General features: G+C 42.2%; 19 protein-coding genes and 1 pseudogene. 5 read left to right on the forward strand and 15 right to left on the reverse strand.

Annotation, left to right across the window (positions count from 1 at the left end):
* Nucleotides 1–9: 9 nt before the first annotated feature.
* From ACL2XQ_RS16925 to rfbB, 6 genes are all read right to left on the reverse strand, one after another.
* Nucleotides 10–1,311, reverse strand: a complete 1,302-nt coding sequence (locus ACL2XQ_RS16925; protein ID WP_413723239.1) for an ABC transporter ATP-binding protein — start codon at nucleotides 1,309–1,311, stop codon at nucleotides 10–12.
* Complete coding sequence (locus ACL2XQ_RS16930) at nucleotides 1,311–2,108, reverse strand: ABC transporter permease (RefSeq protein WP_413723240.1); 798 nt, start codon at nucleotides 2,106–2,108, stop codon at nucleotides 1,311–1,313. The genes ACL2XQ_RS16925 and ACL2XQ_RS16930 overlap by 1 nt, the downstream gene beginning before the upstream one ends.
* Nucleotides 2,102–3,487 (reverse strand): phosphomannomutase CpsG, encoded by a 1,386-nt coding sequence (gene cpsG / locus ACL2XQ_RS16935; RefSeq protein ID WP_413723241.1) that lies wholly within the window; start codon nucleotides 3,485–3,487, stop codon nucleotides 2,102–2,104. The genes ACL2XQ_RS16930 and cpsG (ACL2XQ_RS16935) overlap by 7 nt, the downstream gene beginning before the upstream one ends.
* Nucleotides 3,488–4,066: 579 nt before the next feature.
* Entirely contained in the window at nucleotides 4,067–5,488 is a 1,422-nt protein-coding gene (locus ACL2XQ_RS16940; protein WP_413723242.1) for a mannose-1-phosphate guanylyltransferase/mannose-6-phosphate isomerase, read from the reverse strand.
* 254 nt (nucleotides 5,489–5,742) lie between these two features.
* Nucleotides 5,743–6,618, reverse strand: coding sequence for a glucose-1-phosphate thymidylyltransferase RfbA (gene rfbA / locus ACL2XQ_RS16945; protein WP_413739479.1), 876 nt, complete (start codon nucleotides 6,616–6,618; stop codon nucleotides 5,743–5,745).
* A gap of 18 nt (nucleotides 6,619–6,636) precedes the next feature.
* Nucleotides 6,637–7,701 (reverse strand): dTDP-glucose 4,6-dehydratase, encoded by a 1,065-nt coding sequence (gene rfbB, locus ACL2XQ_RS16950; protein WP_413739480.1) that lies wholly within the window; start codon nucleotides 7,699–7,701, stop codon nucleotides 6,637–6,639.
* 254 nt (nucleotides 7,702–7,955) lie between these two features.
* Between rfbB and ACL2XQ_RS16955 the strand changes: the two genes are divergently transcribed.
* From ACL2XQ_RS16955 to ACL2XQ_RS16975, 5 genes and pseudogenes are all read left to right on the forward strand, one after another.
* Entirely contained in the window at nucleotides 7,956–8,834 is an 879-nt protein-coding gene (locus tag ACL2XQ_RS16955; protein WP_413739481.1) for a DUF4339 domain-containing protein, read from the forward strand.
* Nucleotides 8,835–9,507: 673 nt separating this feature from the next.
* Nucleotides 9,508–9,687, forward strand: a complete 180-nt coding sequence (locus tag ACL2XQ_RS16960; RefSeq protein WP_413739482.1) for a transposase — start codon at nucleotides 9,508–9,510, stop codon at nucleotides 9,685–9,687.
* A gap of 1,754 nt (nucleotides 9,688–11,441) precedes the next feature.
* Nucleotides 11,442–12,500 carry an acyltransferase family protein gene (locus ACL2XQ_RS16965; RefSeq protein ID WP_413732426.1) on the forward strand — a complete coding sequence of 353 codons (1,059 nt, stop codon included), beginning with the start codon at nucleotides 11,442–11,444 and terminating at the stop codon, nucleotides 12,498–12,500.
* Between the two features lie 88 nt (nucleotides 12,501–12,588).
* Nucleotides 12,589–13,247 (forward strand): annotated as a pseudogene (locus ACL2XQ_RS16970) (IS3 family transposase); the annotation flags it as partial.
* 205 nt (nucleotides 13,248–13,452) lie between these two features.
* On the forward strand, nucleotides 13,453–14,487 hold the full coding sequence (locus tag ACL2XQ_RS16975; protein ID WP_413732424.1) for an acyltransferase family protein: 1,035 nt from the start codon (nucleotides 13,453–13,455) through the stop codon (nucleotides 14,485–14,487).
* A 328-nt stretch (nucleotides 14,488–14,815) separates the two neighbouring features.
* Here ACL2XQ_RS16975 and galE read toward each other — a convergent pair whose 3' ends face one another.
* The 9 genes from galE to ACL2XQ_RS17020 all read right to left on the reverse strand — a co-directional run bounded on the left by galE (nucleotide 14,816) and on the right by ACL2XQ_RS17020 (nucleotide 25,910).
* Complete coding sequence (gene galE, locus ACL2XQ_RS16980) at nucleotides 14,816–15,832, reverse strand: UDP-glucose 4-epimerase GalE (protein ID WP_413739483.1); 1,017 nt, start codon at nucleotides 15,830–15,832, stop codon at nucleotides 14,816–14,818.
* 43 nt (nucleotides 15,833–15,875) lie between these two features.
* Complete coding sequence (locus ACL2XQ_RS16985) at nucleotides 15,876–16,766, reverse strand: sugar phosphate nucleotidyltransferase (protein ID WP_410014361.1); 891 nt, start codon at nucleotides 16,764–16,766, stop codon at nucleotides 15,876–15,878.
* A 78-nt stretch (nucleotides 16,767–16,844) separates the two neighbouring features.
* On the reverse strand, nucleotides 16,845–18,221 hold the full coding sequence (gene cpsG / locus ACL2XQ_RS16990; RefSeq protein WP_413732419.1) for a phosphomannomutase CpsG: 1,377 nt from the start codon (nucleotides 18,219–18,221) through the stop codon (nucleotides 16,845–16,847).
* A 19-nt stretch (nucleotides 18,222–18,240) separates the two neighbouring features.
* Nucleotides 18,241–19,659, reverse strand: a complete 1,419-nt coding sequence (locus ACL2XQ_RS16995) for a mannose-1-phosphate guanylyltransferase/mannose-6-phosphate isomerase (protein ID WP_413732418.1) — start codon at nucleotides 19,657–19,659, stop codon at nucleotides 18,241–18,243.
* A gap of 306 nt (nucleotides 19,660–19,965) precedes the next feature.
* The gene (locus tag ACL2XQ_RS17000; protein WP_413732416.1) at nucleotides 19,966–20,763 is read right to left on the reverse strand and encodes a polysaccharide pyruvyl transferase family protein; all 798 of its coding nucleotides are present in this window, start codon (nucleotides 20,761–20,763) and stop codon (nucleotides 19,966–19,968) included.
* 339 nt (nucleotides 20,764–21,102) lie between these two features.
* Complete coding sequence (locus tag ACL2XQ_RS17005) at nucleotides 21,103–21,843, reverse strand: hypothetical protein (RefSeq protein WP_413732414.1); 741 nt, start codon at nucleotides 21,841–21,843, stop codon at nucleotides 21,103–21,105.
* A 115-nt stretch (nucleotides 21,844–21,958) separates the two neighbouring features.
* Nucleotides 21,959–22,957, reverse strand: coding sequence for a polysaccharide pyruvyl transferase family protein (locus ACL2XQ_RS17010; RefSeq protein WP_413732413.1), 999 nt, complete (start codon nucleotides 22,955–22,957; stop codon nucleotides 21,959–21,961).
* A 316-nt stretch (nucleotides 22,958–23,273) separates the two neighbouring features.
* The gene (locus ACL2XQ_RS17015; protein ID WP_413739484.1) at nucleotides 23,274–24,710 is read right to left on the reverse strand and encodes an oligosaccharide flippase family protein; all 1,437 of its coding nucleotides are present in this window, start codon (nucleotides 24,708–24,710) and stop codon (nucleotides 23,274–23,276) included.
* A gap of 213 nt (nucleotides 24,711–24,923) precedes the next feature.
* Nucleotides 24,924–25,910, reverse strand: coding sequence for a hypothetical protein (locus tag ACL2XQ_RS17020; RefSeq protein ID WP_413739485.1), 987 nt, complete (start codon nucleotides 25,908–25,910; stop codon nucleotides 24,924–24,926).
* Nucleotides 25,911–25,944 lie beyond the last annotated feature (34 nt).

Consider the following 25,944-nt stretch of genomic DNA (forward strand, 5'->3'; position numbering starts at 1 on the left):
TCGATCCAATTAACAAATTTCGAATGTTGATTCAAGGTCAATTACGCCCCAAAATTCAATATTCCGTCCAACATGCAGTATTATCGAATCATAACGACGGTCAAGGGGAACGACTTCCCCTTGAGGATGACCGGACGATACGCCGCAGGATAAGAGATAATCACCTTGATTCAGGTTCATCGGAAAGCTGAATTTATAAACCCTGACATCGCCGGCTTTGACTGAAATCGTAGTTACGCGCCCGCGGGAACTCAAATATGAATTGCTACCATATAAAAACAACCCCTCGAGACTTTTGATTAGAATACCTAAAACCACATTATCAAAATCTTGCTCAAAAGCGACTTTGAAATAAAAGTCTGTTTGAGTATTGCTTTCAATACTAGAGGGATAACTAATACCCCCCGCGCGAATATCGTAATCTATAATTTTGGCACCACCCTGCCCCCAGCGGTATTCTTCCGCGCGGTAACCGTGACGGGATGAAAACAGATCGGCTAAGTTATCGCCAGTGGGCGTATTGAGGCTAAACAGCGTCTCGGGGCTATCTGCAGTCTCAGGGACACCATTTTTGGCAACAGATTTGCCGAACAATTCGTCGAAATAACGATTGGTGACATCGCGGGAAGGTCCATCCATTTCAATGGAGCCATTTTTGAGAAAAATAGCGCGGTCGCAATGTTTAACGATATCCCCCGCGCTATGGGAGACCAACAGCAACGTGGTACCTTGTTTTTTGTAACCGGCAATACGTTCATAACATTTCGCCTGGAAACGCGAGTCGCCGACAGAGAGCGCTTCATCAACGATCAAAATATCCGGACGGGATGCGGTGGCTACGGCAAAGGCCAATCGCATTTGCATGCCGCTTGAGTAGATGCGTACCGGCTGATCGATATATTCGCCAATATCGGCGAACTTCTCGATTTCCGGCATCAGATTATTGATATCGTTGCGGTTATACCCCATCATAAGACCTGACATATAGACATTTTGGCGTCCGGTGAAGTCTGGATGAAAGCCCATGCCTAATTCAAGCAAGGCCGCAACTCTGCCATTGATGTTAATCTCTCCGCAGGTCGGCTGCGTTGTGCCGGTTAGTAATTTTAGCAGCGTGCTTTTGCCGGCGCCGTTAACCCCAACGATACCTACAGCCTCTCCGGCTTCAATAGAAAAAGAAATATCCTTGAGCACCCATTTTTTTTGGTGGCGTTCCTTAGCTGCCGGATCAAGTTTTTCTATCAGCCGCAACCATTTGGAAGAGTAATATTTGTAGGCCTTGCCTACATTATGTACGGAAATAATGGTCATTATAACTCATCCACAATATCGGCCGAATGCTTCTTAAACATACGCCAACCGATAAAAAACAGCACTAAAGACACAATCGTTACCGGTAGCAACGTCAACCATTCAGGGCTTTTATGATAGAGCAGTATATTTTGATAAGACCCGATAATCACCGCCATAGGGTTATACACCAATGCCTCTCTAACCCAATCCGGTAGGGTTTTACTAACATAAACGATAGGGGTAAACCAAAACCAGAATTGCAAAATAATGTTAACAAACTGACCGACATCGCGCACAAAAACATTCATGACCCCCAAGATAACACCAAGCCCGACGGCAAACACCATCTGCAATAATAATATGGGGATAACATTAAAAAACACCAGGCCAGGAAAGTTGCCTGTACAAACCAAGAAAATAATAAATAAACCGAAAATAATCAAAAAATTAATAAAAGCGGATGCCGAGACAATTATCGGTAAGCAAATACGTGGAAAGCTAAGCTTCTTTAAAATATTAGCATTGGTAAGAAATATGTTAACCAGCCCATTCAGGGTTTCGGTAAATAAACCCCAAGTCAACACCCCTGAGCATAAATAAATACTGTAGGCAAAAGGACCGCTGATATCCGGCAGTTTTGCTTTCATCAATTCGGAAAAGATCAGGGTATAAACAGAAATCATCGCTACCGGCTGTAAAATGAGCCATAGCGCGCCCAAAAAGCTGCGCTGATAACGGGACTGAAAGTCGCGCTTGATACTGTCTATAATGAACCCTCGATAGCGGGCGACGCCACCGATCAGACCGTTCAGCATTGGCTGTCACCATTGAGCAACGTCATGATTTCAGTGGTCTTCGCTTCCATCAATGCCGCATCACCTCTGGCCTCCACATTCAAACGCACCACGGGTTCAGTATTAGATGTTCTTAGATTGAAACGCCACTGGGCAAACTCCAGACTCAGGCCATCGGTTTTATCAATATGCAACGCGGTCGGAGCGTATTTTTGTTCAATGCCGGCAATAACCGCCTGAGAATTATTCAATTTCAAATTGATCTCGCCGGAAGCCGGATAGGCCCGCATCCGATCACTCACCAGTTCGCTCAGCGACTGGCCTTTTACCGCCACCAGCTCCGCCACCAGTAGCCAGGGGATCATACCACTGTCGCAATATGAGAAGTCGCGGAAATAATGATGGGCGCTCATTTCTCCGCCATAAATAGCGTCTTCCTTGCGCATGCGTTCTTTAATGAACGCGTGGCCGGTCTTGGACATGACCGGCTTGCCACCGGCTCCGGTAACAATATCAATAGTGTTCCAGGTGAGACGCGGATCGTGAATAATCTTCGCCCCAGGCTGTTTTTTCAAGAAAGCCTCAGCCAGAAGGCCGACAATATAATAGCCCTCAATGAAACGTCCATCGCCGTCAAACATGAAACAGCGATCGAAATCACCGTCGAACGCTATGCCAAAATCAGCACCCGAAAGTTTGACCGCATCGGTTGTATCCTGACGGCATTCGGGTAAAAGCGGGTTGGGGATCCCATTAGGGAAATTGCCATCCGCCTGATGATGAACTTTAATAAATTCCACAGGGACACCCGCGAGGCGGAAGCGGTTTTCGATACCGTCGATAACGCGCCCTGCTGCGCCATTGCCTGAGTTAACAACCAGCTTCATAGGACGAACAAAATTTTTCGGATCGATATAACCCATTAGATGCGATATATAATCATTAAGGATATCGATTTTTTTATAGCCGCCCCTTTTTGCCGCATCCACCGGCGGAAATTTATTCTCCTGGGCCAGCCGCTGGATATCATGCAGACCGGTATCGCCACTAATCGGTTTAGCCTTGTCGCGCACCAGCTTCATGCCATTATAATCCATGGGATTATGACTGGCTGTCACTTCGATACCGCCGTCTACGCCAAGGTGGAAGGTCGCAAAATAGATTTCTTCCGTACCGCTCACACCAATATCCAGCACTGCCGTACCAGCGTCCCGCAGCCCTTCGGCCAACGCATGTTTAAGTGATTCGCTGGTCAGGCGTACATCGCCGCCCAGAACCATGGTGCGGGGGTGCAAAAACTCGCCATAAGCGCGGCCGATACGATAAGCGATGTCGTCGTTAAGCTCAGCACCCAGTTTCCCGCGGATGTCATAAGCTTTAAAACAAGATAGAGCAGACATGTTTTCCTCAAATTTCCAGATCGGCCATTGATTATGGTCTTGATTTAGTTAAATAAACTTGTGGGATGAGCACCCTCTCGCCCCCAGGCAACCAACGGCGGTCTGCGGCTCATAGGCCGGTCCAGGCGACGCGGACACAGTTCAGGGGGCAAATTATACATCAGTCGTCAAATCGGGCTAACCTTACCTCGCTTATCAAAGCTAACTTCGGATAGTTCCGAAGAAGTATCCCGGGCTGCGAAATCTTTATGAAAATGCCCGGCCGTAATTCAGCGGCCTATGATAACAGGAAGTGATATCGCATTTCCTCCGGAGAATAAGCACGAATGATTAAATTATAGCCATAAACGCTGGTTAACCTGCACGGACCGATGGGTTTTAACCGGCAAAGGCGGCGTTATTTCTTGTCGTAGTAGCGAAATCTTGGCGGGGAAACCGGTTGCGGGTTTACAAAAAAGCTTTTGGTGCCCTTGCCCGCACATTGATTAGTCTCAGATACGCACTGCGCGACCCTAATGGATCGCGCAGTGACGTTTGCCTTAACGGCCTGGCAATCTCATAATGTTACCGAAACAAACTTCAGCAACGGCCATACAGGTCTTTAATACGAATAATATCATCCTCACCCAAATAGGCGCCGGACTGGATTTCCAGTAATTCCAAGGGGATTTTGCCGGGGTTTTCCAGCATGTGCGTGGCGCCGATGGGAATAAAGGTCGACTGGTTTTCAGTTATCAGGTAAGTCTTATCATCAAGGGTAACCTTGGCGGTGCCCGCTAAGATCACCCAATGCTCGGCCCGATGATGATGCATCTGCTGCGAAAACACGCCGCCTGGCTTGACTGTCAAACGATTGACCTTATAACGCGGCTGGCTGACCACATTGTCATTACGTCCCCACGGATGGTATGACTCCCGGTGGCGACGATATTCACTGCGAGCATGTGTTTTAAGATAATCGACGGCTTTTTTCACGTCCTGCACTTTCGATTTATCCACAATCAGCACCGCATCCTTGGTATTGACAATCACCAGGTTTTCGACGCCTATGGCCGCGACCAGTTTTTCATCGGTATTGATATAACAGTTGTTAACGTTATGCAAGAAAATGTCCCCGGTCAGGACATTGCTATTTTCGTCCTTGTCGTTAACTTCCCACAACGCCGACCATGAGCCCACATCACTCCAGCCGGCATCCAGCGGCACGACGATAGCTTCACTGGTTTTTTCCATCACCGCATAATCCACCGAATCATCCGGGCAGGCAAAAAAAGCATCTTTATCAACACGGATAAATTCCTGCTCAGAATCCTGTTCCGGCGCGGCAAATGCTTTTTGACAGGCAGCCAGAATATCCGGACGGAATTTACCCAATTCAGCTAAATATTGCCGGGCCCGGAACATAAACATGCCGCTGTTCCAATAATATTCGCCAGTGCCAATGTATTCCTCGGCGGTAGCCAAATCGGGTTTTTCAACAAAACGATGGACGTTGAACACCTTGTCGCTTTCGCTACCGATTTTTTCACCCCGGTGAATATAACCGTAACCGGTCTCAGGGCCGGTGGGGACAATACCGAAAGTGACGAGTTTCCCCGCGATGGCGAAGGGCATAGCGCTCTTTATCGCCTGATGAAAGGCCGGAACATTCTCGATAACATGGTCGGCCGCCAGAACCAGTAACAAGGGATCGTCGCCGCTCGCCACGGCGCTCAGGGCCGCCAACGCTATCGCCGGCGCGGTGTTGCGGCCCACGGGCTCAAGAATAATATTGCGCGCTAACTGATTAATCTGGCGCAGTTGCTCCGCCACTAAAAACCGGTGTTCTTCATTACAAATAACCAACGGCTCGCGGGCATTGATGCCAGCCAGTCGGGACACAGTGCTTTGCAGCATTGACTGTTTACCGTGCAATGTCAGGAACTGCTTTGGATACAGCTCTCTGGACATTGGCCATAAACGGCTGCCGGTGCCGCCAGCCATAATAATTGGAAGTAACATTTTTTTCCCTAGAGTATGCAATAAGTTACCGTAACAGAACCGCGGCAACGTCATTCTTTATTGAAAGCCAAAAGTTGGTGCCGACATACCAGCCGCCATGGGATTCACCCTCCGGAAGTTAGTATATTTTCATAATAAATAATATCATAATGATTAGTACTACTTAATAACAATACCAATAAACAAGGTAAAATATTCAGGCTCACAGTGATTTTGGTTTTGCCCGCCAGGCGTGTTACAAGGCACGGGTATCATCACTCCCCTCGTTCGCCGACTATCTGAATCAAATACTGCCCATACTCGGTTTTACTCATTAACCGCGCCTCCTCCAGTACCTGTTGCTTATCCAGCCAGCCTTTATTAAAAGCAATCTCCTCCAGGCAGGCGACTTTAAACCCCTGGCGTTTCTCAATGGTATGGATAAACGCCGAGGCTTCGATCAGGCTTTCATGCGTGCCGGTATCCAGCCAGGCATAACCACGGCCGAGCAGTTCAATATTCAACTGTCCCTTTTGCAGGTAGAACTCATTCAGCGCGGTTATCTCCAATTCGCCCCGTTTCGAGGGGGTGACCCGCTTAGCCAGTTCCACCACCTGCTCATCATAAAAATACAGCCCGGTTATAGCCCAATTAGACTTCGGCTTAAGGGGTTTCTCTTCCAGCGACAGCACACGGTACTGGTCATCGAACTCAAGCACGCCAAAACGCTCCGGATCGGCGACATGATAACCAAATACCGTGGCGCCGGTCACCTGCGCCTTGGCATGCTCCAGCTTGGCGACAAAGTTCTGGCCGAAAAACACATTATCACCCAGCACCATGGCGCACCGCCCGCCGGCGATAAACTTTTCGCCGATGATAAAGGCCTGGGCCAGCCCGTCGGGGCTTGGCTGCTCGGCATAGGAAAAATTAAGACCAAACCGGCTACCGTCCCCCAGCAACCGCTGAAAAGAATGCATGTCCTCCGGGGTGGTGATAATCAAAATATCACGGATGCCCGCCAGCATTAATACCGAAATGGGATGATAAATCATCGGCTTATCATATAACGGCAATAATTGCTTCGATACGCCGCGGGTAATGGGATACAGCCGGGTCCCCGTACCGCCGGCCAGCACTATTCCTTTCATCAGCTCACCTTTCCTTATCTATCTGCTTAATCCCAGCCGTTCACCGCGATACGACCCGTCCAGCACATGCTGCCACCAGGTTTGGTTATGCAAATACCAGGCAACGGTTTTGCGGATGCCGCTCTCGAAGGTTTCATGCGGGCGCCACCCCAATTCGCGCATGATTTTGGCGCCATCTATGGCGTAGCGCAGATCATGGCCGGGGCGATCGGCAACAAAAGCAATCAGCTCTTCATAATGACCTATCCCCGCCGGTTTATCGGGCATTAACTCATCCAGTAAACGGCAGATGGTACGCACCACATCAATATTCCTGCGCTCATTATGCCCACCGATATTATACGTCTCGCCCACCACGCCTTGAGTAACCACAAGATACAGTGCCCGGGCGTGATCCTCCACATATAACCAGTCGCGGATTTGCGCGCCATCGCCATAGACCGGCAGGGGCTTGCCGGCAATAGCGTTAAGAATGGTCAGCGGGATCAGTTTTTCCGGGAAGTGATAAGGACCGTAGTTGTTGGAACAGTTAGTGATCAGAGCCGGCAGGCCATAGGTGCGATGCCACGCCCGCACCAAATGATCGCTGGAGGCCTTGGAGGCGGAATAGGGACTGCTGGGGGCATAAGGCGTGGTCTCGGTAAACGGCTCATCGCCGCCGGGCAAATCACCGTAGACTTCATCGGTAGAGATATGATGGAAGCGAAAAGCGGATTGGCGGGCGGCACTCAACCCCAACCAATACTGACGGGCGGACTCCAGCAGGGTGTAGGTGCCGATAATATTGGTTTGCATGAACGCAGCTGGCCCGTCAATGGACCTATCCACATGGCTTTCCGCCGCCAAATGCATCACCACATCCGGCTGATATTGCGCAAAAACCCGGTCCAGGCCCGCGCGATCGCAGATGTTTACCCGTTCAAATGCATAGCGCGAGTCATTGCTGACAGGTGCCAGGGAATCAAGATTGCCGGCATAGGTAAGGCAGTCCACTACAACGACCTGATCATGAGTATGACGTATAATCTGCCGTACGACGGCGGAACCGATAAAACCGGCTCCGCCGGTAATTAAAATTTTCATGTCGCAACATTCCATAAAGCCCGGCAACGGGATGCGTAATATTATCATACCCACCGAAGTCAGGTTAATGTTACGCCATGGCGTTTCCCAGGGAACTGCATGCGGAAAAGCGATCATGCATTGCGTCTTCACCTATACAGAAATTCTGAAATGTTGAAAAGTAAGCCTTAATACATCATTCCCCATATGATTCTTACTTTTAACAGTCTGGATTGGTGATAAAATACCCTACCGTTTTTTACATGGACATCGTTATGACCAGGTGGTGGTACATTGCAAACGATATCCAGCACGGTCCGGTAACCTTACCGACGCTAAAACGGCTGTTAAAACGCCACGTGCTTTGCGCGCAAAGTATTGTCTGGCGCGAGGGATTTAATCATTGGACCCGGTTGGACGCCACGCCTGAGTTAAAACCTTTGCTTAAGGCGACTCCGCCGCCCCTGCCCCGGGTAAACAATACGGCGCTCGCTGTCAAAACATGGTCTCAAGCAGGTCGGTCCAATGTTTCCCTTACGCCCAGCACACGTCAGCGCAGACATTGGCTAAGTTGGGCGCTGCCAGCCTGCTGTTTAGCACTTGCGGCATACTCCTTTTTCCCGCTGCCGCGCATGACCCAAATAATGCTTGGGGCCAAAACCTTTACCTCATCCCTCAACGGCCCGTCGTCCGCCAAAACACCCGGGTTTGCAGATGCGGCCACGGAAGACACCCAATGGCAAAACCCCGTCACTTTAAAAAAAGCCGATTTAGCGGGATGGACGGTCAGGCCCCTGTCCTCCGACAAAGGCAGCGTCGCCAGCTCGTTTGTCAGCGAGAATGCGGTGGTCAATTTCAGTGTTGCCGAAGCCAAAAATCAAACTTTAAATACCCTGGTTAATTATCTTAAGACAAATGAATCAGCTTTACGCTTTATCAATCAGGGCACTTACGGCCATACAGGCAGTCTGCCTAACTGGACCGGCATCGCCACCAGCACCGACGATCATGATAAAAGCTACGTGGTCCACGTCACCAATGCTCCCGATGGGTATGGCATTCTGATTGCGGCGATCAATCAGCAGACGACCAGCAGCGTCAGTCGGCTTGAGACATTGATGGCGCAGTTGGACCAGACGTTTAAGGGCAACTGACTGGAATGTATGCTGTTGGGTATTTTAGTATTTATATCTTTTCTCCCATAACAAAGGGCTGATAGGCCAATATATATCCGAACATAATTGAGCAGACTTTATTACCAAAACCCCATATTTTACCGATACTATTATCTGATCGCCAGTCAGAAATCAGTATTCCGCGAGCCATTGCCACCTATTGTGAACGCTAGAGAAGCGGTACATGTACCACCGATTGGAACATACTCCACGCGATGATAATGAGCCTTGTCCTTTATTTTTCCTGAGAACATGGATACAATAATTCCTATGTTCTGGGGGGGGAATCGAATTATTTATTTTTTTTAGCCATATTTTAAGTCTCTCATAAAAACACTAACATGAGGAATGGAATATTTTGTTTACATTACCAACAAAAGAGCACCAGCCAATTCTATATATAATGACAAAATATAAAAATTTCTAATTTAGACTTCGCATTAAAAACAAATTATTAGATCCCTGATCATATAAAATTTTCATATATCAATAAATCGTTGATTTTCTTTTAAGATCAATAATAGCAATTATCGGTGCTTTGAGCCATCCTCTGATTCAGTGACTGGATAAATTACTTATTCAGCATTTTCCTCTCTGTATTAACAATTGCCACCCCATATTGAAAATTTGAATGAAGGTGATGGAGGCTAATATGAAACGTTATTCACCGGAAGGTAAAACCGTTGTATTGGCAAAATTACTGTCGCCTTACAATATGACAGTCTCCTCTTTGGCCCAACAAGAAGGGGTTTCTTACGCAACCACGTATAATTTGCGTAATCACGCTAGATTGGACGGGAAAATTGGTTCCCGGAAGCCAATAAATCACTGAATAAAAGTTGAGCGGCCCCGTTTCGCTGTCATTGTTGAAATTGCAACGCTAAGTGAAGCAGAATTAGAAGAATTCTGTCGTCACAAAGGATTCTATCCGCGGCAAATCGCGCAGTACAATCTGGCTTTAATTGCACAGGATCGCGATAGCCACACAAATAAACTCCAGTCAAATCAATACTCTAAATACAACAAAAAACTTAAACGCAAGTTGGAGCGAAAAGATAAAGCTTGTGAGGTGTCGAAGCCTTGCTGGTATTGCGAAAAACGCTCAATCGCTACGACTAGATGGAGAACGACTAACATCTGACAGAAAACTTATGCAATTTATCTAAGGGATATGTGAAGCGATGGATCTGGGTGCGCGTCTGACTCCGGCCTGTCATGAAGTTAGTATCAGCCTTATGCTCTGGAAACGATGGCACAGGCAGGTAAAATCAGTGGATTACCGTCGCGTGACCGAAACCGCTAACAAATTCAACCAGACCAAAGGATCAGCAGATACTGACGGTATGCAACCAGCCGGAATATGCCAGCCCGACACCCGCGCGGACCGCTCCGTGTCTGGCGGATAATGGAATATCTCAGGCTAGCGAATTAACAATTTTTCCGCCCTGCTCAGATTTATAATCGTGACCGTAGCCGAGCATCGGTGATCAACAGCACGCCGCCCCCCTTACATGTCTTAGCGGAATGCCAGGTCTGAACCTGGCATGTGACGTGGTCAGCGCCGTGAGTCCATGATCGTTATTTTTATTCGTCCCTGATAGACGACATTTTTAATAGAAAAATTGTTGGTTCCGAAGTCCATGAACAGGAAATGGCGAACATGCCTGAGTTTTATTGCATCGTACCGTATTGCGCGAGCGGTGCATCTATGAAGTCTCAGACGTTAAAGACAAAACTGGAAGAACTGCTCACCAATTCGCACAGTCGGCCGTCAGTCAATAACGTTAAGCCGTATGTGGGGTCGCTGTTCAGAACGTTAAAATGCGCCCCCTCATGACAGTCAACCGGCTTCGCCAATAGGGAAGAAGCCAGGCAATGGTTCGGGGCCGGGCGCTTTAGTCGATGGTATAATCAAGAGCATCGGCATAGCGCCACCGACTATCTGACGCCGAAATAAAGCCCTCGGGGACAAGAAGTTATCCTGCTGGCAAACAGAAAAGCAGTATATGAGGAGATAAGATAGCCAGGAAAACCTATCTGGAAGATGGTCAAAACAATGCCGACAATGCCAACGTGTTGATGTAGTGATGTTGAATCCGTATAAACCACATTAATCATTAGAAAAAGCAGCCTGGAAACTCATTAAGGGTGACAACTTCCTTGACAGCTACCAAGGGGCTTTAACGTGGACAAAAAGCCCAGGGGGAACAGGATTTCCTTCAGATGCTCTGGGAGGAGATCCAATTCAGAGATCATCTTCAACAAGCTGATGGATAATTAACTGACTGCAATGCGTATGCTTACCTGAGATGGGGAAACACATTGTTTATAAAGAGGAAAAAAAACGCCTCGATTTCGAGATACATAAGATCAGATGAGAAAATGTAAATTTTTGTTCAACAAAATCAACGAATAAGTCAATTTACGTCAAACATTGTAAATTATCTGTTTATTTATCTCACTTTTTATGGCTACAATCGTATCAACTTCACTTTGTCAAGTGACAAGAGAAGATTAACCAAGAGAACATAAATATGTAGCAAGTTGCAGTATAATATACCATCAATCAACTTATGGTAGACGAATATGCTGAGAAAAATAGACAGTCTTCAATATTTAAGGGCGTTAGCTGCAGTATTAGTAGTAATAAATCACTTATGGCCTGAGGGGAAAATATCGTCAACCCTTGGGTTTAACCATATTGGAGGCATAGGGGTTGATTTATTTTTTATTATAAGCGGCTTTATAATGGGCCATACTATAAGCGAAAAAATAGTTAACAAAAAATTAGATTCTTTAAATTTCATAAAAAAGAGGATCACACGAATCTATCCAATTTATTTGGTGATAACTATCCCTCTACTTATAATATATTTTTTGAAAAGCATCACATCCGGTACAGAAATTTCATTATATATGGTAGTTGGAAATATTTTGCTTTTACCCTCTTTCACAAATGACCCTAACTATAAAATGTTAATTCCTGTCGCATGGACGTTATGTTATGAAATGTTTTTTTATATAATATATGGAATTTCCATCTTATTATCAAGCAAAAAAAATGACGTTATCTTAATATCTTCAATTCTTATATTATTTACATTTGCATTTGATAATATTTTTGGTTTTAAAGGCGCGCGCCTACATTGGGTAAACTTCAGTTATATGTTAGGGGACTCCTTGCTCATAAATTTTATAATTGGGGGCGTTTTGTATATAATCGCAAACAAAACAAGCAGAGTGGTTTTCAAAATACAACATTCTGTAATATTTGCTATATTAACCCTAATCATATCAATGACATTATTATCCGGGGCAGGGATTGGGAGATTTTTTACTTTTGGAATACCAGCATCTATAATTGTCTTTATGTTCATAAAATCTGACACAAGTAAAATAGATATGGGTATGAATAAATTTCTAATAACATTAGGTAATGCCTCTTATAGTATATATTTAATTCATTACTTATTCAAACCTTTATTTCCAATACTTACAACGACTGTTGGAATCAGTCATGATATTGTTGGAATCTTACTAGTGTTGGCGGCTCTTTTAACTGGCACTATATTTTATCGAAAAATAGAAATACCATTGATGCGCATGTTGACCAAAAGAAAAGCTTTACTATCTGGTGTGGTGTAATTCTTAGCGCACGAATCACATATTTATCATAATTATTTAACTTTATTTGCTGAGTATATTTTATCTCATTAAGATTAATATTGTACAAAAGAACTTAGGTCGACTTGGCAAGTCTAAAAGAGTTTACCGGATATACCGATTATTAAAGCTGAATCTTAGGCGCAGGCGTAAGGAAAGAATACGATTACCTAACAGGCATCTCCAACATTTGGTCATTACACAAGACAAGAAATGAACCACTGCTGGCCAATTGATTTTATGCGTAATGCCTTGATAAATGGGAGAAGGTTCCGTCGATTTAATGTAGTCGATGATTCAAATTGGGAGGCACAGACAATCGAAAATGATGCAAATATTCCGGCTCAACGTGTCGTACGTATAATGTTGGACCAACTTAGCAGTGAGAGAAGTTATCTGGCCTTTATTCTAAGTGACGATGTCCCAGAATTCACCGCCGTTACCATAGCTGAATGGGCCGAGCATCACAGTGCTATGCTTGATTTTACCCAGCCTGACAGACCAATGCGAGATGGGTTTATCGAGCAATTTAATAAAATTCTGCAAGCAAAAAAAATCAATTTATATCTGTTTCGGACGATATCATAAGTTTGATTTTTAAACGTAATCATGCGCACAGAATATTATGAAGAACGGCCACACTACTTACTCGTACAGAAATATGGTATGCCACCAGATATTTACACACAGCAAAAGCTAGCCAGAAATCCTCATTGGAGATGTTACTAAAAACTGAGAGGATAATAAAACCAAAGCTTCTAAGTAGTTAGTCTGGAATCGTCATCAATTTTACTTAACAATAAGAGTCGCAAAAAAATCACATATTGACGCCAAAAAACATAAGATTATTCTTAATTATATAAATCACTATTTACCGTATAAATCAGGGGGTATAAGATTCGCGTATAACTATTTCTTGACGGAATCCTTACAAATGAAAAATCGGAAGATTTGGGTCGATTATGCTAAGGCTTTAGGAATAACCTTAGTTGTCATTGGCCATGTAAACAGAGGATTAATGAACGCGAGAATTGATACAAATACGCATATAAGCAAAATGATTGACAATTATATTTATTCATTCCACATGCCGCTGTTTTTCTTTTTAGCTGCACTTTTTTTCAGTAAATCATTCGAAAGAAGTGGACCGTCCAGTTTTGTTGCTAATAAGGCCAAAGTACTATTGTACCCATATATTATTTGGTCTTTATTACAAGGTGGTATTGAAGTTTTACTTTCGCATTATACAAATACAAAAACAGATATTTCGGATGTAATTAATCTTTTTCAACCAAGAGCCCAATTTTGGTTTCTTTATGCTTTATTTATGGTATTTATGGTATCACTGTTACTCAGATCTATCTCAAATAATAAAAGAGTGGATTTATTTATATTATTACTATCATTGTGTTTATACTTAGTAAAAAACAACCTCACAAACAATTATCATTTAAATTACGTCACAAATAATCTTTTTTTCTTCTACCTTGGTATCGTAGCAGTAGATTATCGGGAAAACATTTCCAAAATTAAAATCAACTTCGTTGTTGCTTTTACTTCTTTGCTGGCATTCCTTGCTTTATGTTACTATTTTCATAACATAAACCATATAAATTTAGAACGAGACGTATTAGCATCATTGATTTTAGCATTAGCTGGAATTTTCACTTGTATTAGTATTTCATTATCCTTATCTGAAATTCTTGAGAGCAAAACATTACTTCTAATAGGTGAGCTTAGCATGCCTATATATTTACTCCATATTATTGCTGGTAGTGGAACGAGAGTTATGCTAACAAAATTAACTTCACTAACAAATTACCATATTCATTTACTCTTAGGGTTGCTTGCAGGCATTGTCATTCCAATAATTATTTATAAAATATCAAAAAAATATCACTTCATGTTTTTGTTCGAATTTCCTAGCTTTTATAAAGATATCCCTATAAGCAAAACACAAAAATACTGATATTTATCATGAAGTTATTTGAAAGAAAAGCATTTAGGAAGATAAATATTTGTATGCCGATACCATTTATTTATAATACTGTGGTTGATTTTACTAGAAATAGTCAACAAAATCACAAAAAGGGGAATGCTTATTTTAGAAAAATAGTGAATGGATGGAACTCATTAAAATACTTAAACAGTAAAACATTAATATAAATTATTTTTATCATATACGTTCATTATAATATTCAACGATATTTTCTCTTGGCGACGAATTTTAGAAAAAGTAATATTGGAATTGAAGCCTGCCAAAAAAAACAGGCCTCAATGGTTTTGGCGTATTTTAGTCAGAGTTTATACCCGTTAGGATTTTTTTCCTGCCAGTTCCAGGTATCTCGCATCATGCAATCTAGATCTCTAGCAACCGACCAGCCAAGCTCGTTTTTAGCCAACGATGCATCAGCCCAGAATGCCGCCAAATCCCCATCGCGCCTAGGCACGATATCATAAGGTATGGTCTTGCCTGCGGCCTTCTCAAAGGCATGCACCATCTGCAGCACTGATGACCCCACCCCTCCGCCAAGATTATAAGCTTTATAACCTTTAATCTCTGCCAGATGATCCAATGCCTTTAGGTGCCCGTCGGCCAAATCCATAACATGGATATAGTCACGTACACAGGTGCCGTCTTCGGTGGGATAGTCATTGCCAAAAATCTTGAGCTTTTCCAGGCGCCCTACCGCAACCTGGGCGATAAAGGGCAACAAATTATTGGGTATGCCGTTTGGATCCTCACCAATTCGCCCAGACTCGTGGGCGCCCACCGGGTTAAAATAGCGCAAAGCAATGATGGAAAACTGCGGTTCAGCCTTGGCAAAATCTGCTAGTACCTGTTCCACCATCACTTTTGAGGTACCATATGGACTGGTAGTGCCTCCGATCGGAGTAGTTTCGATATAAGGCACCGGCGCATTTTCACCGTAAACAGTGGCGGACGAACTAAAGATAAAATTATGCACGCCTGCACGTCGCATCTCTTCCAACAATACTAGCGTACCGGAGACGTTATTCTGATAATACTCCAGCGGCATGCGAGATGATTCCCCTACCGCCTTGAGACCTGCAAAGTGGATCACCGCGCTAATGTCGTGATCATCGAATATGCGCTGCAGGCAATCAGGATCGCGCACGTCCCCCTGGTAGAAAATAATATCTTTATCTGCCAGTTCTGACACACGATCCAGAGATATCTCGGAGGCGTTGCAGAGATTATCCAGCACCACCACGTCGTCCCCACGCTCGAGTAACGACAATACCGTGTGGGAGCCGATGTAGCCGGCTCCCCCCGTGACAAGAATCGCCATACAATCTCCTTGGATAACTTTAAGTGCAGCTAAACACTAAATTCTACAGCAGGCTTTTGATCTTCTCGCGGAAATCTTTGCCCCATTTCTCGTTACGCAGGCCATAGGTAACAAACGCCTGCATATAGCCCAGTTTTCTGCCACAGTTAAAGCTTTTACCGGTCAGGTAAAGCGCATCTACCGGCTGATGATTCACCAGGGAGGCGATAGCATCAGTCAACTGGATGCGGCCCCAGGCGCCCGGCTCGGTTTTTTCCAGCAATGGCCAGATATCCGCTGATAGCACATAGCGCCCCACCGCCGCCAAATCCGAATCTATCGTGCTCAGGTCTTGAGGCTTTTCAATGAAGGACTGAATAAGCGCATGGTCGCCCGGTTCAGAGACATCCTCATTGCAACTGATAACGGAATACTCGGGCAGATGTTCGCGCGGTATGGACTGAACCAACACCTGGCTATGGCCGTTTTCATGGAAGCGTTTAACCATTGAGGCCAGGTTTTCAGTACGGTTATTATAAGTCGAGTCATCCAGCAGGATATCCGGCAATACAACCACAAACGGCGAGTCGCCCAACATTGGCTTTGCAGACAGGATGGCATGACCCAACCCCAGAGGTTCCCCCTGGCGCACGTTCATGATGGTCAGGCCTTTGGGGCAGATCGCCTGTACTTCGGCTAACAAGGTATTTTTTACCCGCGCTTCGAGTAATGCTTCCAATTCATAAGAGGTATCGAAATGGTTTTCAATGGCGTTTTTTGAGGCATGCGTGACTAAGACGATTTCTTTGATGCCTGCCGCCGCGCACTCTTCCACCAGGTACTGGATCATCGGTTTGTCGACGATGGGCAGCATCTCTTTAGGAATGGCCTTAGTTGCCGGTAGCATATGCATACCCAGACCGGCAACGGGGATAACAGCTTTTAATGTTTTCATTCAATAATTACCCAGAATAAGAAGAGACGTCACTCGTTGAAGTTAGTAACAATCATAGCACCTGCTGCCAGGATCTGATTACTCGCTTCTCAGAATATCGAGCAGTGCTGCGGTTTTTTCGCGCATAAGGCCTGGGTTGCCCCTGCTCTCGACATTCAACCGTACCACGGGCTCGGTATTGGAACTGCGCAGATTAAAGCGCCAGTCCGCAAACTCCACGCTGATACCGTCCGTATGGTCGACATTAAGCGCCTCTTTTGAATAGGCGTCCAATACGCGTTGGATAGCCGTTTTAGGATCTTTGATAGAACTATTGATTTCACCCGATGCCGGATAGGCCGACATGCGATCGTTGACGAGTTCGCCAAGGGTTTTATTTTTGATATTCAGTAGTTCCGCAACCAGCAGCCAGGGGATCATACCGCTGTCACAGTAGGCAAAATCGCGGAAGTAATGATGAGCGCTCATTTCCCCACCGTAGATAGCGTCTTCCTTACGCATACGCTCTTTAATAAAAGCGTGCCCGGTTTTAGACATAACAGGCGTACCACCCGCCTTTGACACGATATCCATGGTGTTCCAGCTCAGGCGAGGATCGTGGATGATTTTGCTACCAGGGTGTTTTTCCAGGAAGGCGGCAGCCAAGAGGCCCACAATATAATAGCCTTCTATAAAGTTACCTTGTTCATCAAAGAGGAAACACCGGTCAAAATCACCATCAAAGGCGATGCCTATATCCGCGCCAGCTTTTTTAACGCCATCAGTAGTATCCTGGCGACATTCCGGCAGCAATGGGTTAGGTATACCATTGGGAAAGTTACCGTCAGGCTGGTGATGAATCTTAATGAAATCAACCGGCGCGCCGGCACTCTTGAAACGCTGTTCAATAGCATCAACCACATGCCCCGCAGCACCATTGCCCGAATTGATGGCTAACGTCATTGGGCGGGTGAAACTGGCCAGGTCGATATACCCCATCAGGTGATCGATGTAGGCCTCAAGGATGGATATTTGGCGGTAGCTACCACGCGTATCCGGTTCGACTGATGCAAAGGAATTTTCTTCCGCCAAACGTTGGATATCGCGCAGGCCGGTATCACCACTGATGGGACGCGAGTTTTCCCGCACCAGTTTCATACCGTTATAGTTAAGGGGATTGTGGCTGGCGGTAACTTCTATGCCACCATCGACGCCTAAATGAAAAGTGGCAAAATAGATTTCCTCTGTGCCGCTGACACCGATATCCAACACATCTGTACCCGCATCTCGCAGGCCATTGGCCAATGCCAATTTTAACGACTCGCTGGTCAGGCGCACATCACCGCCCACTACCATCGTTTTAGGTTTAAGAAATTCACCATAGGCCCGGCCAATACGGTAGGCAATATCTTCGTTGAGTTCATCACCGAGTTTTCCGCGGATATCGTAAGCTTTAAAACAAGAAAGTGTTGTCATAAATCCCCTCAAATTTTTATCAAAGACTATAATGATCTTTTATTCGTATAATGTCGTCTTCACCAAGATAAGATCCTGATTGTATTTCTAAGAGCTCCAAAGGAATCTTTCCGGGGTTCTCAAGCATATGGATAGCACCTACTGGAATAAAGGTAGACTGATTTTCAGTAATCAGATAAGTTTTTTCATCGAGAGTAATACGTGCTGTACCCGACAACACTACCCAGTGTTCTGCGCGATGATGATGCATCTGTAGAGAAAACATACCGCCGGGTTTGACGCTAATACGATTTACATTGAATCGCGCTTCGTTAACTACAATATCACTACGGCCCCACGGCCTGTAGGATTCCCGGTGGCGCCTATATTCACTTCTGGCGCTGCTTTTTAAATATTCAACAATTTTTTTTACATCCTGCACTTTCGATTTATCAACAACTAAGACAGCATCCTTAGTATTAACAATCACTAAATTATCCACACCGATAGCTGCGACCAACTTTTCATCGGTATTGATATAACAATTATTTGTGTCATGTAAAAAAACATCACCTGTTAGGGCGTTGCTATTGATATCCTTCTCGTTCACTTCCCATAAGGCGGACCAGGAACCGACATCGCTCCAGCCAGCGTTAAGCGGGACCACGATCGCCTCTGACGTTTTCTCCATTACTGCATAATCGATCGAATCATCAGGACAAGCTAAGAAAGCATCTTTCTTAACCCTGATAAAATCTTGTTCAACATCGGGCTCGGGTGTTTCAATCGCTTTTTCACAAGCAGCTAAAATATCGGGGCGGTATTTACCTAACTCACTCAAATACTGTTTTGCACTGAATAGAAACATTCCGCTATTCCAGTAATACTCACCGCAAGCCAAATATTCAAGTGCCGTCGTAAGATCAGGCTTTTCAACAAACCGATGAACTTTATATGCATTCGGGTCATCATTATTAACTGAGTCTCCGCGCTGAATATATCCATATCCTGTTTCTGGCCCGGTAGGTACTATACCAAAAGTGACCAAACTCCCTGCCAACGCATAAGGAATCGCAAGATTTATCGCTTGATGAAAGGCGCCGATATCTTCAATTACGTGATCCGCCGCCAGCACTAGCAATAAGGGATTCTCTCCTTTTGATGTTGCGCTTAAAGCTGCTAGTGCAATTGCTGGTGCCGTATTACGGCCCACTGGCTCTAAAATGATGTTACCTGCAAGGTGATCAATCTGCCGTAACTGTTCAGCAACCAAAAAGCGATGTTCTTCATTACAAATTACTAGCGGTTCTCTAGTATCCATCCCTTCCAATCGCGTCAACGTCTCCTGGAGCATTGAAAGTTTACCATGCAGCTTTAGAAATTGTTTAGGATAAAGCTCACGTGACATTGGCCAAAGGCGACTACCGGTACCGCCAGCCATGATAACAGGAAGTAACATTAACTTTCCTTATAATCGATTGATAGATAAACATCTTTAGAGCACACTAAGAAGATGTTGCTGAATCCAAGAGATGGTCAAAAGCGAATTAAAAACATTCATAACAAATATTGGTTTTTTAGCGAAAAAAGACAAAAGCTTATTTTTGATGAATAGTATAAAAAAATGAAAATCTAAATGGCTGGCTAAATTACTAACATTATAATTTAATATTTTTTAAGATTATCATAACTTGAAGAAGCAAGTTAAAAAGCCGCTATTATTTTTACTTGAAAAAAAATAATTACCATTTTTTAACTAATTTGCTCACCACAAGTCATATGGAAAAGAATTAATTAATCCCTTTTGTATATTACTAAAATCAAAGGTAGGTAAAGGATTCAACTTGAATGCTTCTTCAATAGTTTTAGCGATAGGATACGCCTCGCGATATGTGCCATTATAATAATCATTATACTTGAATATTGACTCACCACTGTTAGAATTCAGAAATATTGCAGGAATTCCGTAAGCTTCAGCTATGATAATACCATGCAACGAACTTGAGATGACAAAACCACTATTTACAATTTCAGTAGTAAAACTGATTGCACCCTGTCTCGGAGAACAGAGATTATCTTTATAAGCAGAGTAACGACTGAAATCCTCATTCATATGCGGAATAATCAAAAGGTCTTTTCGCTTGGTCTCATCAACAAGTAATTCTCTATTAAAAAATAGTGGTAAAAGAAGCCCTGGATCACCATAAACTTCTGGCACCGGTATCCCACGAGACATAAGAAAATTTCTAGTTAATGGCCCTCGTACCGAACGCACATCTAATGTCGAAAATTTAATATTTTTAGCGGGAATTTTCCCATTAATTCCCGTTCCCCATATACAATCATTATCTTGCGCAAAATGCATAACGGAACCAATCGACAAAAGTTTATTTTTGGCCGATACTTTATCAATCATTTCCTTATCTTTGAGAATCAACATTTGTTGAACAATTATTTTTGCCAAATGATCCCCAGCATTTTGCTGGCCATCTACTGGTTCCCACCAAAAAACTTTATTTTTAATATCATTTTTACTATGGAAATTGAATTTAAACATTTTCATTAATTACCTTATCGACACATTGTAATATAGAGCAAAAATTCCACTTCGGGAAAAAAAATTAATCATAAAAATAGAATGTATGCTATCAAAAAAAATAAAACACATTTAATGTAAAAACAAAACCGATTGATATTAAAAATTTAATGAAGAACGATCGACAATGATTATTTTAACCGTGATAAATTGGCACAAAAAACCTTAATCCATTTAATAATTACCTTAGAATAGTTACTATAAATGCAACTAAATCAAAAACTCATTCAATAAAAGATCCTTTAAGAGAAACGAGTCAATAAAGATCATATTTACATTTTTTATAATTATTTTAGAATTATAATATTACTTTTTTCCAAAAAAATCGCGTTTCGCGGTCTCGCTAATGAATCTAAGCTTAAGAATATTTTTCAACAAACTAAATGGATGGAAAAGTACTGATCGGTTTAGAAAATATTTGTGGAGCAGACTAGGTGTCATACTATGTGATCCTGCATGGGCAACACGATAAACTGCGCCACGAAAAGGAAGCGAAGAAAGTGGGGTTTGGCGATCTTTCAAAATCTCACGTATCCTAATATGGCTACCCAACATTGTTTTAATCCACTCAATTGACGCTGCATCGTAGCTTTCAGGCAACCCATAATGGTCAGAACGTATGATTAAAGATGTACCGCATAGGTGGTTAAAATCATTATGCTCATATAAAAATTTTCCACCATCATCCCAGACGTAACCTTTATCTATCGTCCACCCATTTGAATCTTGATGTTTCGCGACATGATCTACTATATGGGAGCTCACAAAATCATCATCGTCAACGATCATAAAAAAACGGCTATCGCGCGCATGAAGCATGCCTTTAAGAACTCTCCGCCCTTTATCAACTCGAAACGCATCTAAAAAATCATTTTTATCTCCTCCAGCTTTTTCATGCATAACATTAGGAGGAAACGATACACGAACCACTTCAAACTTGTCGGGGAGTTGAGGAAGATTAGCTCCGTCATTAGCAACTATTATCCCCCGCCAATCCGGGTGGTTCTGATTAGAAATAGAGCGTATGGTTTGTGAGAGATTCTCCATAAGTCTCCGCCAGTCTCGGGCATTATCTTGATGACGAACTGGGATTATAAATGTTACCAAAGTCATATAATTTTGCTCTGCTAAATAAATTGAATTTATGAAACTGACGAAATAATCATGAGAAAGATTTTGCTTGTTTGCGTGCCCAATTGACACCATCACTGAGTGATTCTGCTTTATAAGATAATTCTGTACCGCCTGAAAAAGCAGACATAAAGCGCTGAATTTTTCCATAGCTATTGTCTAATACGGCATGGGGTCTACCAATAAGCAACGAGCAAATATGGACATGCAGTCGATCTGTTACAATAGCTTGACCACGCGATATTTGCCTAATTCCACGTTGAAAACGATTATGAGCAGCGGCATCTAATGTATTAAGTCTTAATTCATTAAATTTTAGACCTTTTAAAGCAGTAATCGCACCTTCAATTTTTGAATTACGCACACTTGACGCAGACTCAGTGATCCAATCTTCTACAGGTATATTAGTAAGTATAGAAGTATCAACATTAGCAACTTTTTCTTTATCTTCCCTTAGCATTGCTAGTACCGGGTACTCAGGAGCGGCAGGTTTAATTGCCCCTATACAAAAAGCCATATCAGGACAAAGGTGCACTTCACATTCAAAATTATTTTTTGCAAATTCGAACGACTCGACATCACGAACTAGAAGTACAAAATTTCCGTGCTTTTTAATGATTTTTGCCGTCTCAGCCATCCTTGCGCTAGATTTGTAATGTATGGACTGCGGGAATTGAATAATTTTTCTTTTAGGCAACAATTCCAATATTTTTTCTCGAAAATCCTGATGGGATTCCCAAATATCTCCGAAATTTCCACCACCATGAATGAATATGGGCCCAGTAGGAACCGATTTTTCAAGCGATCTTCTTGAAAAATCTTTCATGCGCGAAATATAATCAGGCCGTTTATTAAATCTATCTTTGAGATAAGCCATCTCACCCAGCCAAATTGCCGAATCGCCACAGTTTTTGATATCAGGGAAATCCAAAATTGCAAGCGGTTCTTCTTTTGATATATATTTACTTAGACAATCATGTGTCATATTTTTGAGTTTATTAATCAAATCCAGGTTTGATTGCGGGGCCATTTCTTTTCTCCATAATGATAATGTGCAATGTAACTAAAAAATTAAGTTATAAATTTTATTCTTTCTTCTAAGGCATCAGTGTGCATCTTACTCAAGTAGATATTTCCATTATACTTTCAGACCATCTTGATAATAAATTCCTCTATTATATTTCAGATGCGTAAAAAAAATTAAAGCGCTAACTAATAATATTTCAATTAAGATAGAATGCATTTTATAATTTTATATATTTTTGAAAGCAATTCAATCAAACAAAAACAGAATACTGCTTATTCTGACAATTGGGAATTAATACAATTAATTATCCCTTTGAAAGTTAAAAAAAGGAACGGATACCACCATATCTCCGCTTTATAAAAAATAAAGCTGACACTGAATATACAAATGTCCCAACAATGACCATGAACACAACTGAATATATCGGCTGCAATAAAAGTTTATTGAAAAAGTTCATCGACAAATAGATAACACAAGACATTAAAATTGTGGAAACAGAAGGTATAAATATTGGGCGGAATTGTTCATTAATATTTATATTCAAGATCCGTTTCATTAATCCAACACCGACAGGTACGGTAACAATCACTCGGAGAATAGACCAAGCCAAAAGAGTTAGAAGAAGCGTTTGATCTTTAGTAACGAAGGCAGCAATTAGGGTGGTCGAAGCTGAAATTACCGAAAGGTACATAAATCGTTTAGATTCACCTACCGCTTTCATTGCCGTACCAACAAATTTTCTGCTAAACATGATTGCATTCATTACACATATTATTTGTATTATAGGTATTGCCGGGTTCCATTTTTCACCAAGTACTAATGGAGTCCAATAAGAACAAGTAAACGCAGCGCCAACAAACGCAGGCATGGACACCAAATTAAAAATTTCCGTTACCTTGCAAAACGATTTTTTTAGTAATTCGGAATCATGCTGAACAGAAGAGAATACTGGTAATGCGAGCCGACTTATAACAGTATTGAGTATATTCAAGATAGCATCAGTTAAACGTGAAGCCATGTTAAATAATCCAAGCGCATACGTACCATGAAACGTAAATATCAAAAGACTAAATACTCTAGAAAGGACTATCCACAAAAGGTTTTCAACCATCACATAAAACCCAAACTTAATTAGCTCAACAAAATCTTTATGAGAGTATTTAGTTAATGCTGGAATATATTTTTTCCCAGCAATAAAAATAAGAATTGTCGCTAATGACACTTGGAATAAATTTGCAAATGTAATACTCCAAACCCCATAATTATGCAGAGCTAAAGGTATAGCGACTGCAAAAAAAAGGATTCTCGAAAGAATTGTTCGTTTTGTGAAAGCGCTCATTTCTAAATTTCTTAATAGCAATGCTGTTGGAACAGTACTGGCAATATTAAGAGCTGCGCCAAGCCCCTCGAAGGGCAATATTAGCGCAATCGTTTTCTCATGAGAATAGTAGTAAAAAAAGACTGCGACAATAATAGAAAGTACAAACGTAATTAATGCTAAAAATAAACTTCCTTTGAGTGCAGATGCTATATGTGAATTAGATATATCTTTCTTTTGAATAACTGCTTCAGTCAAGCCAAGTCCTAAAAGCAGCTGTAAAATGAATGCAATTATTTGCGCAGTGGCTATTTGGCCATAATCTTCTGGCCGCAAAATCCTTGCCAAGAAGACAATTGAAAGAATGCTCAATAGAGAGGTGGATAGCGCTTCTATAGCTGCCCATATTGCAGCAATCTTTATGGTTTTATTATTCAAGATTAACTCTCTCATACCAGATGATTCTAAAAAATATGCCAAATGACTAACTTTAGATAAGATACAAGCGCAATTTGGCATCGCAATCTCAACCAGAATCCCCAACAATAAGATAATTGAATTATCAATGCTGAAATATTTATTTTACAAAAGAAAAAACTCGGAACAAGTTTTCAAAATATCGTTACTAGTGTGTAATACTAAATTGAAACGTTACTTTTTATCTATAAAAGAAATTAATTTTTCTTTAATTACATCATCGCCAAAAAGATTCATTATATTATTTACGGTCTCTTCATCATAAGGAATAAAATTTGGAATTTTCGAAAGACCTTCACACATGTCGGTTACTGATTCAAAACATACAACTACATTCTTACCAAGAACCGATTCAGCCCATTTTAAAAATGGTGTCTGAACAGAAATCACTCTAGCACCCATTGATAAAGCATAAAAAAAACTTCCGCTTACTATCATATCTGGATCAGAATGAGAAATTATTACACCTTCAGTGGAAGCAATTAACTTACGTGCATCATCGTCATTGATAAAACCAGCCATAACAGTAACATTAGAAGGACTTATTTCCTTTAATTCATCAATGTAACGCGTATCTTCGTAGCCACCAGCTACTAAAAGTTTTTTTCCTAATGGAAAGATTTCAATTAATCGTTCAAGTCTTTTATAAGGTACAATCCTTCCAAAAGCAATGAATGTATTTGTCTGCATATGGGGTGAGGCAACAGAAACAAGTGGCTTAGAATATAGTGGATGCGGAACATATTTATAATACGCATCTGCAGCGATTGGAGAATGAACTATCCCGTAGTCGCAATACTTTACTAAAATATGCATCCATTTTTTTGCTTTTTCAATATTAGTTACATTAATTTCATGCGGATAAAAGTTATGTTTGACATAAAATACTTTTTCTGATCTAATATTAATAAGTAATAATTTAATAAATGTTTTGCATATGTTTTTGACAGTTACTTTACCTTCCATGTCAATTAAATCTGATTCAAGCCAGTTAACTATGGTTAAGTTATAACGATTGCGATTGAAATTTAGAAATGAGAAAATCTCGAATTTAGTGTCGTATTCGTAAACTTTTCCTATCGAGGAAAGAATGTTGCTAAAGTTTTTTGTATAGTCATTTACACCTTTAGCTTTTGGATAAAAAGCAATTCTGAAATCCATAAAAAATCCCATTTATATTACTTTTAGCATACAA

This window comes from Sodalis sp. RH14 (assembly GCF_047324285.1).
Taxonomy (GTDB): domain Bacteria; phylum Pseudomonadota; class Gammaproteobacteria; order Enterobacterales; family Enterobacteriaceae; genus Acerihabitans.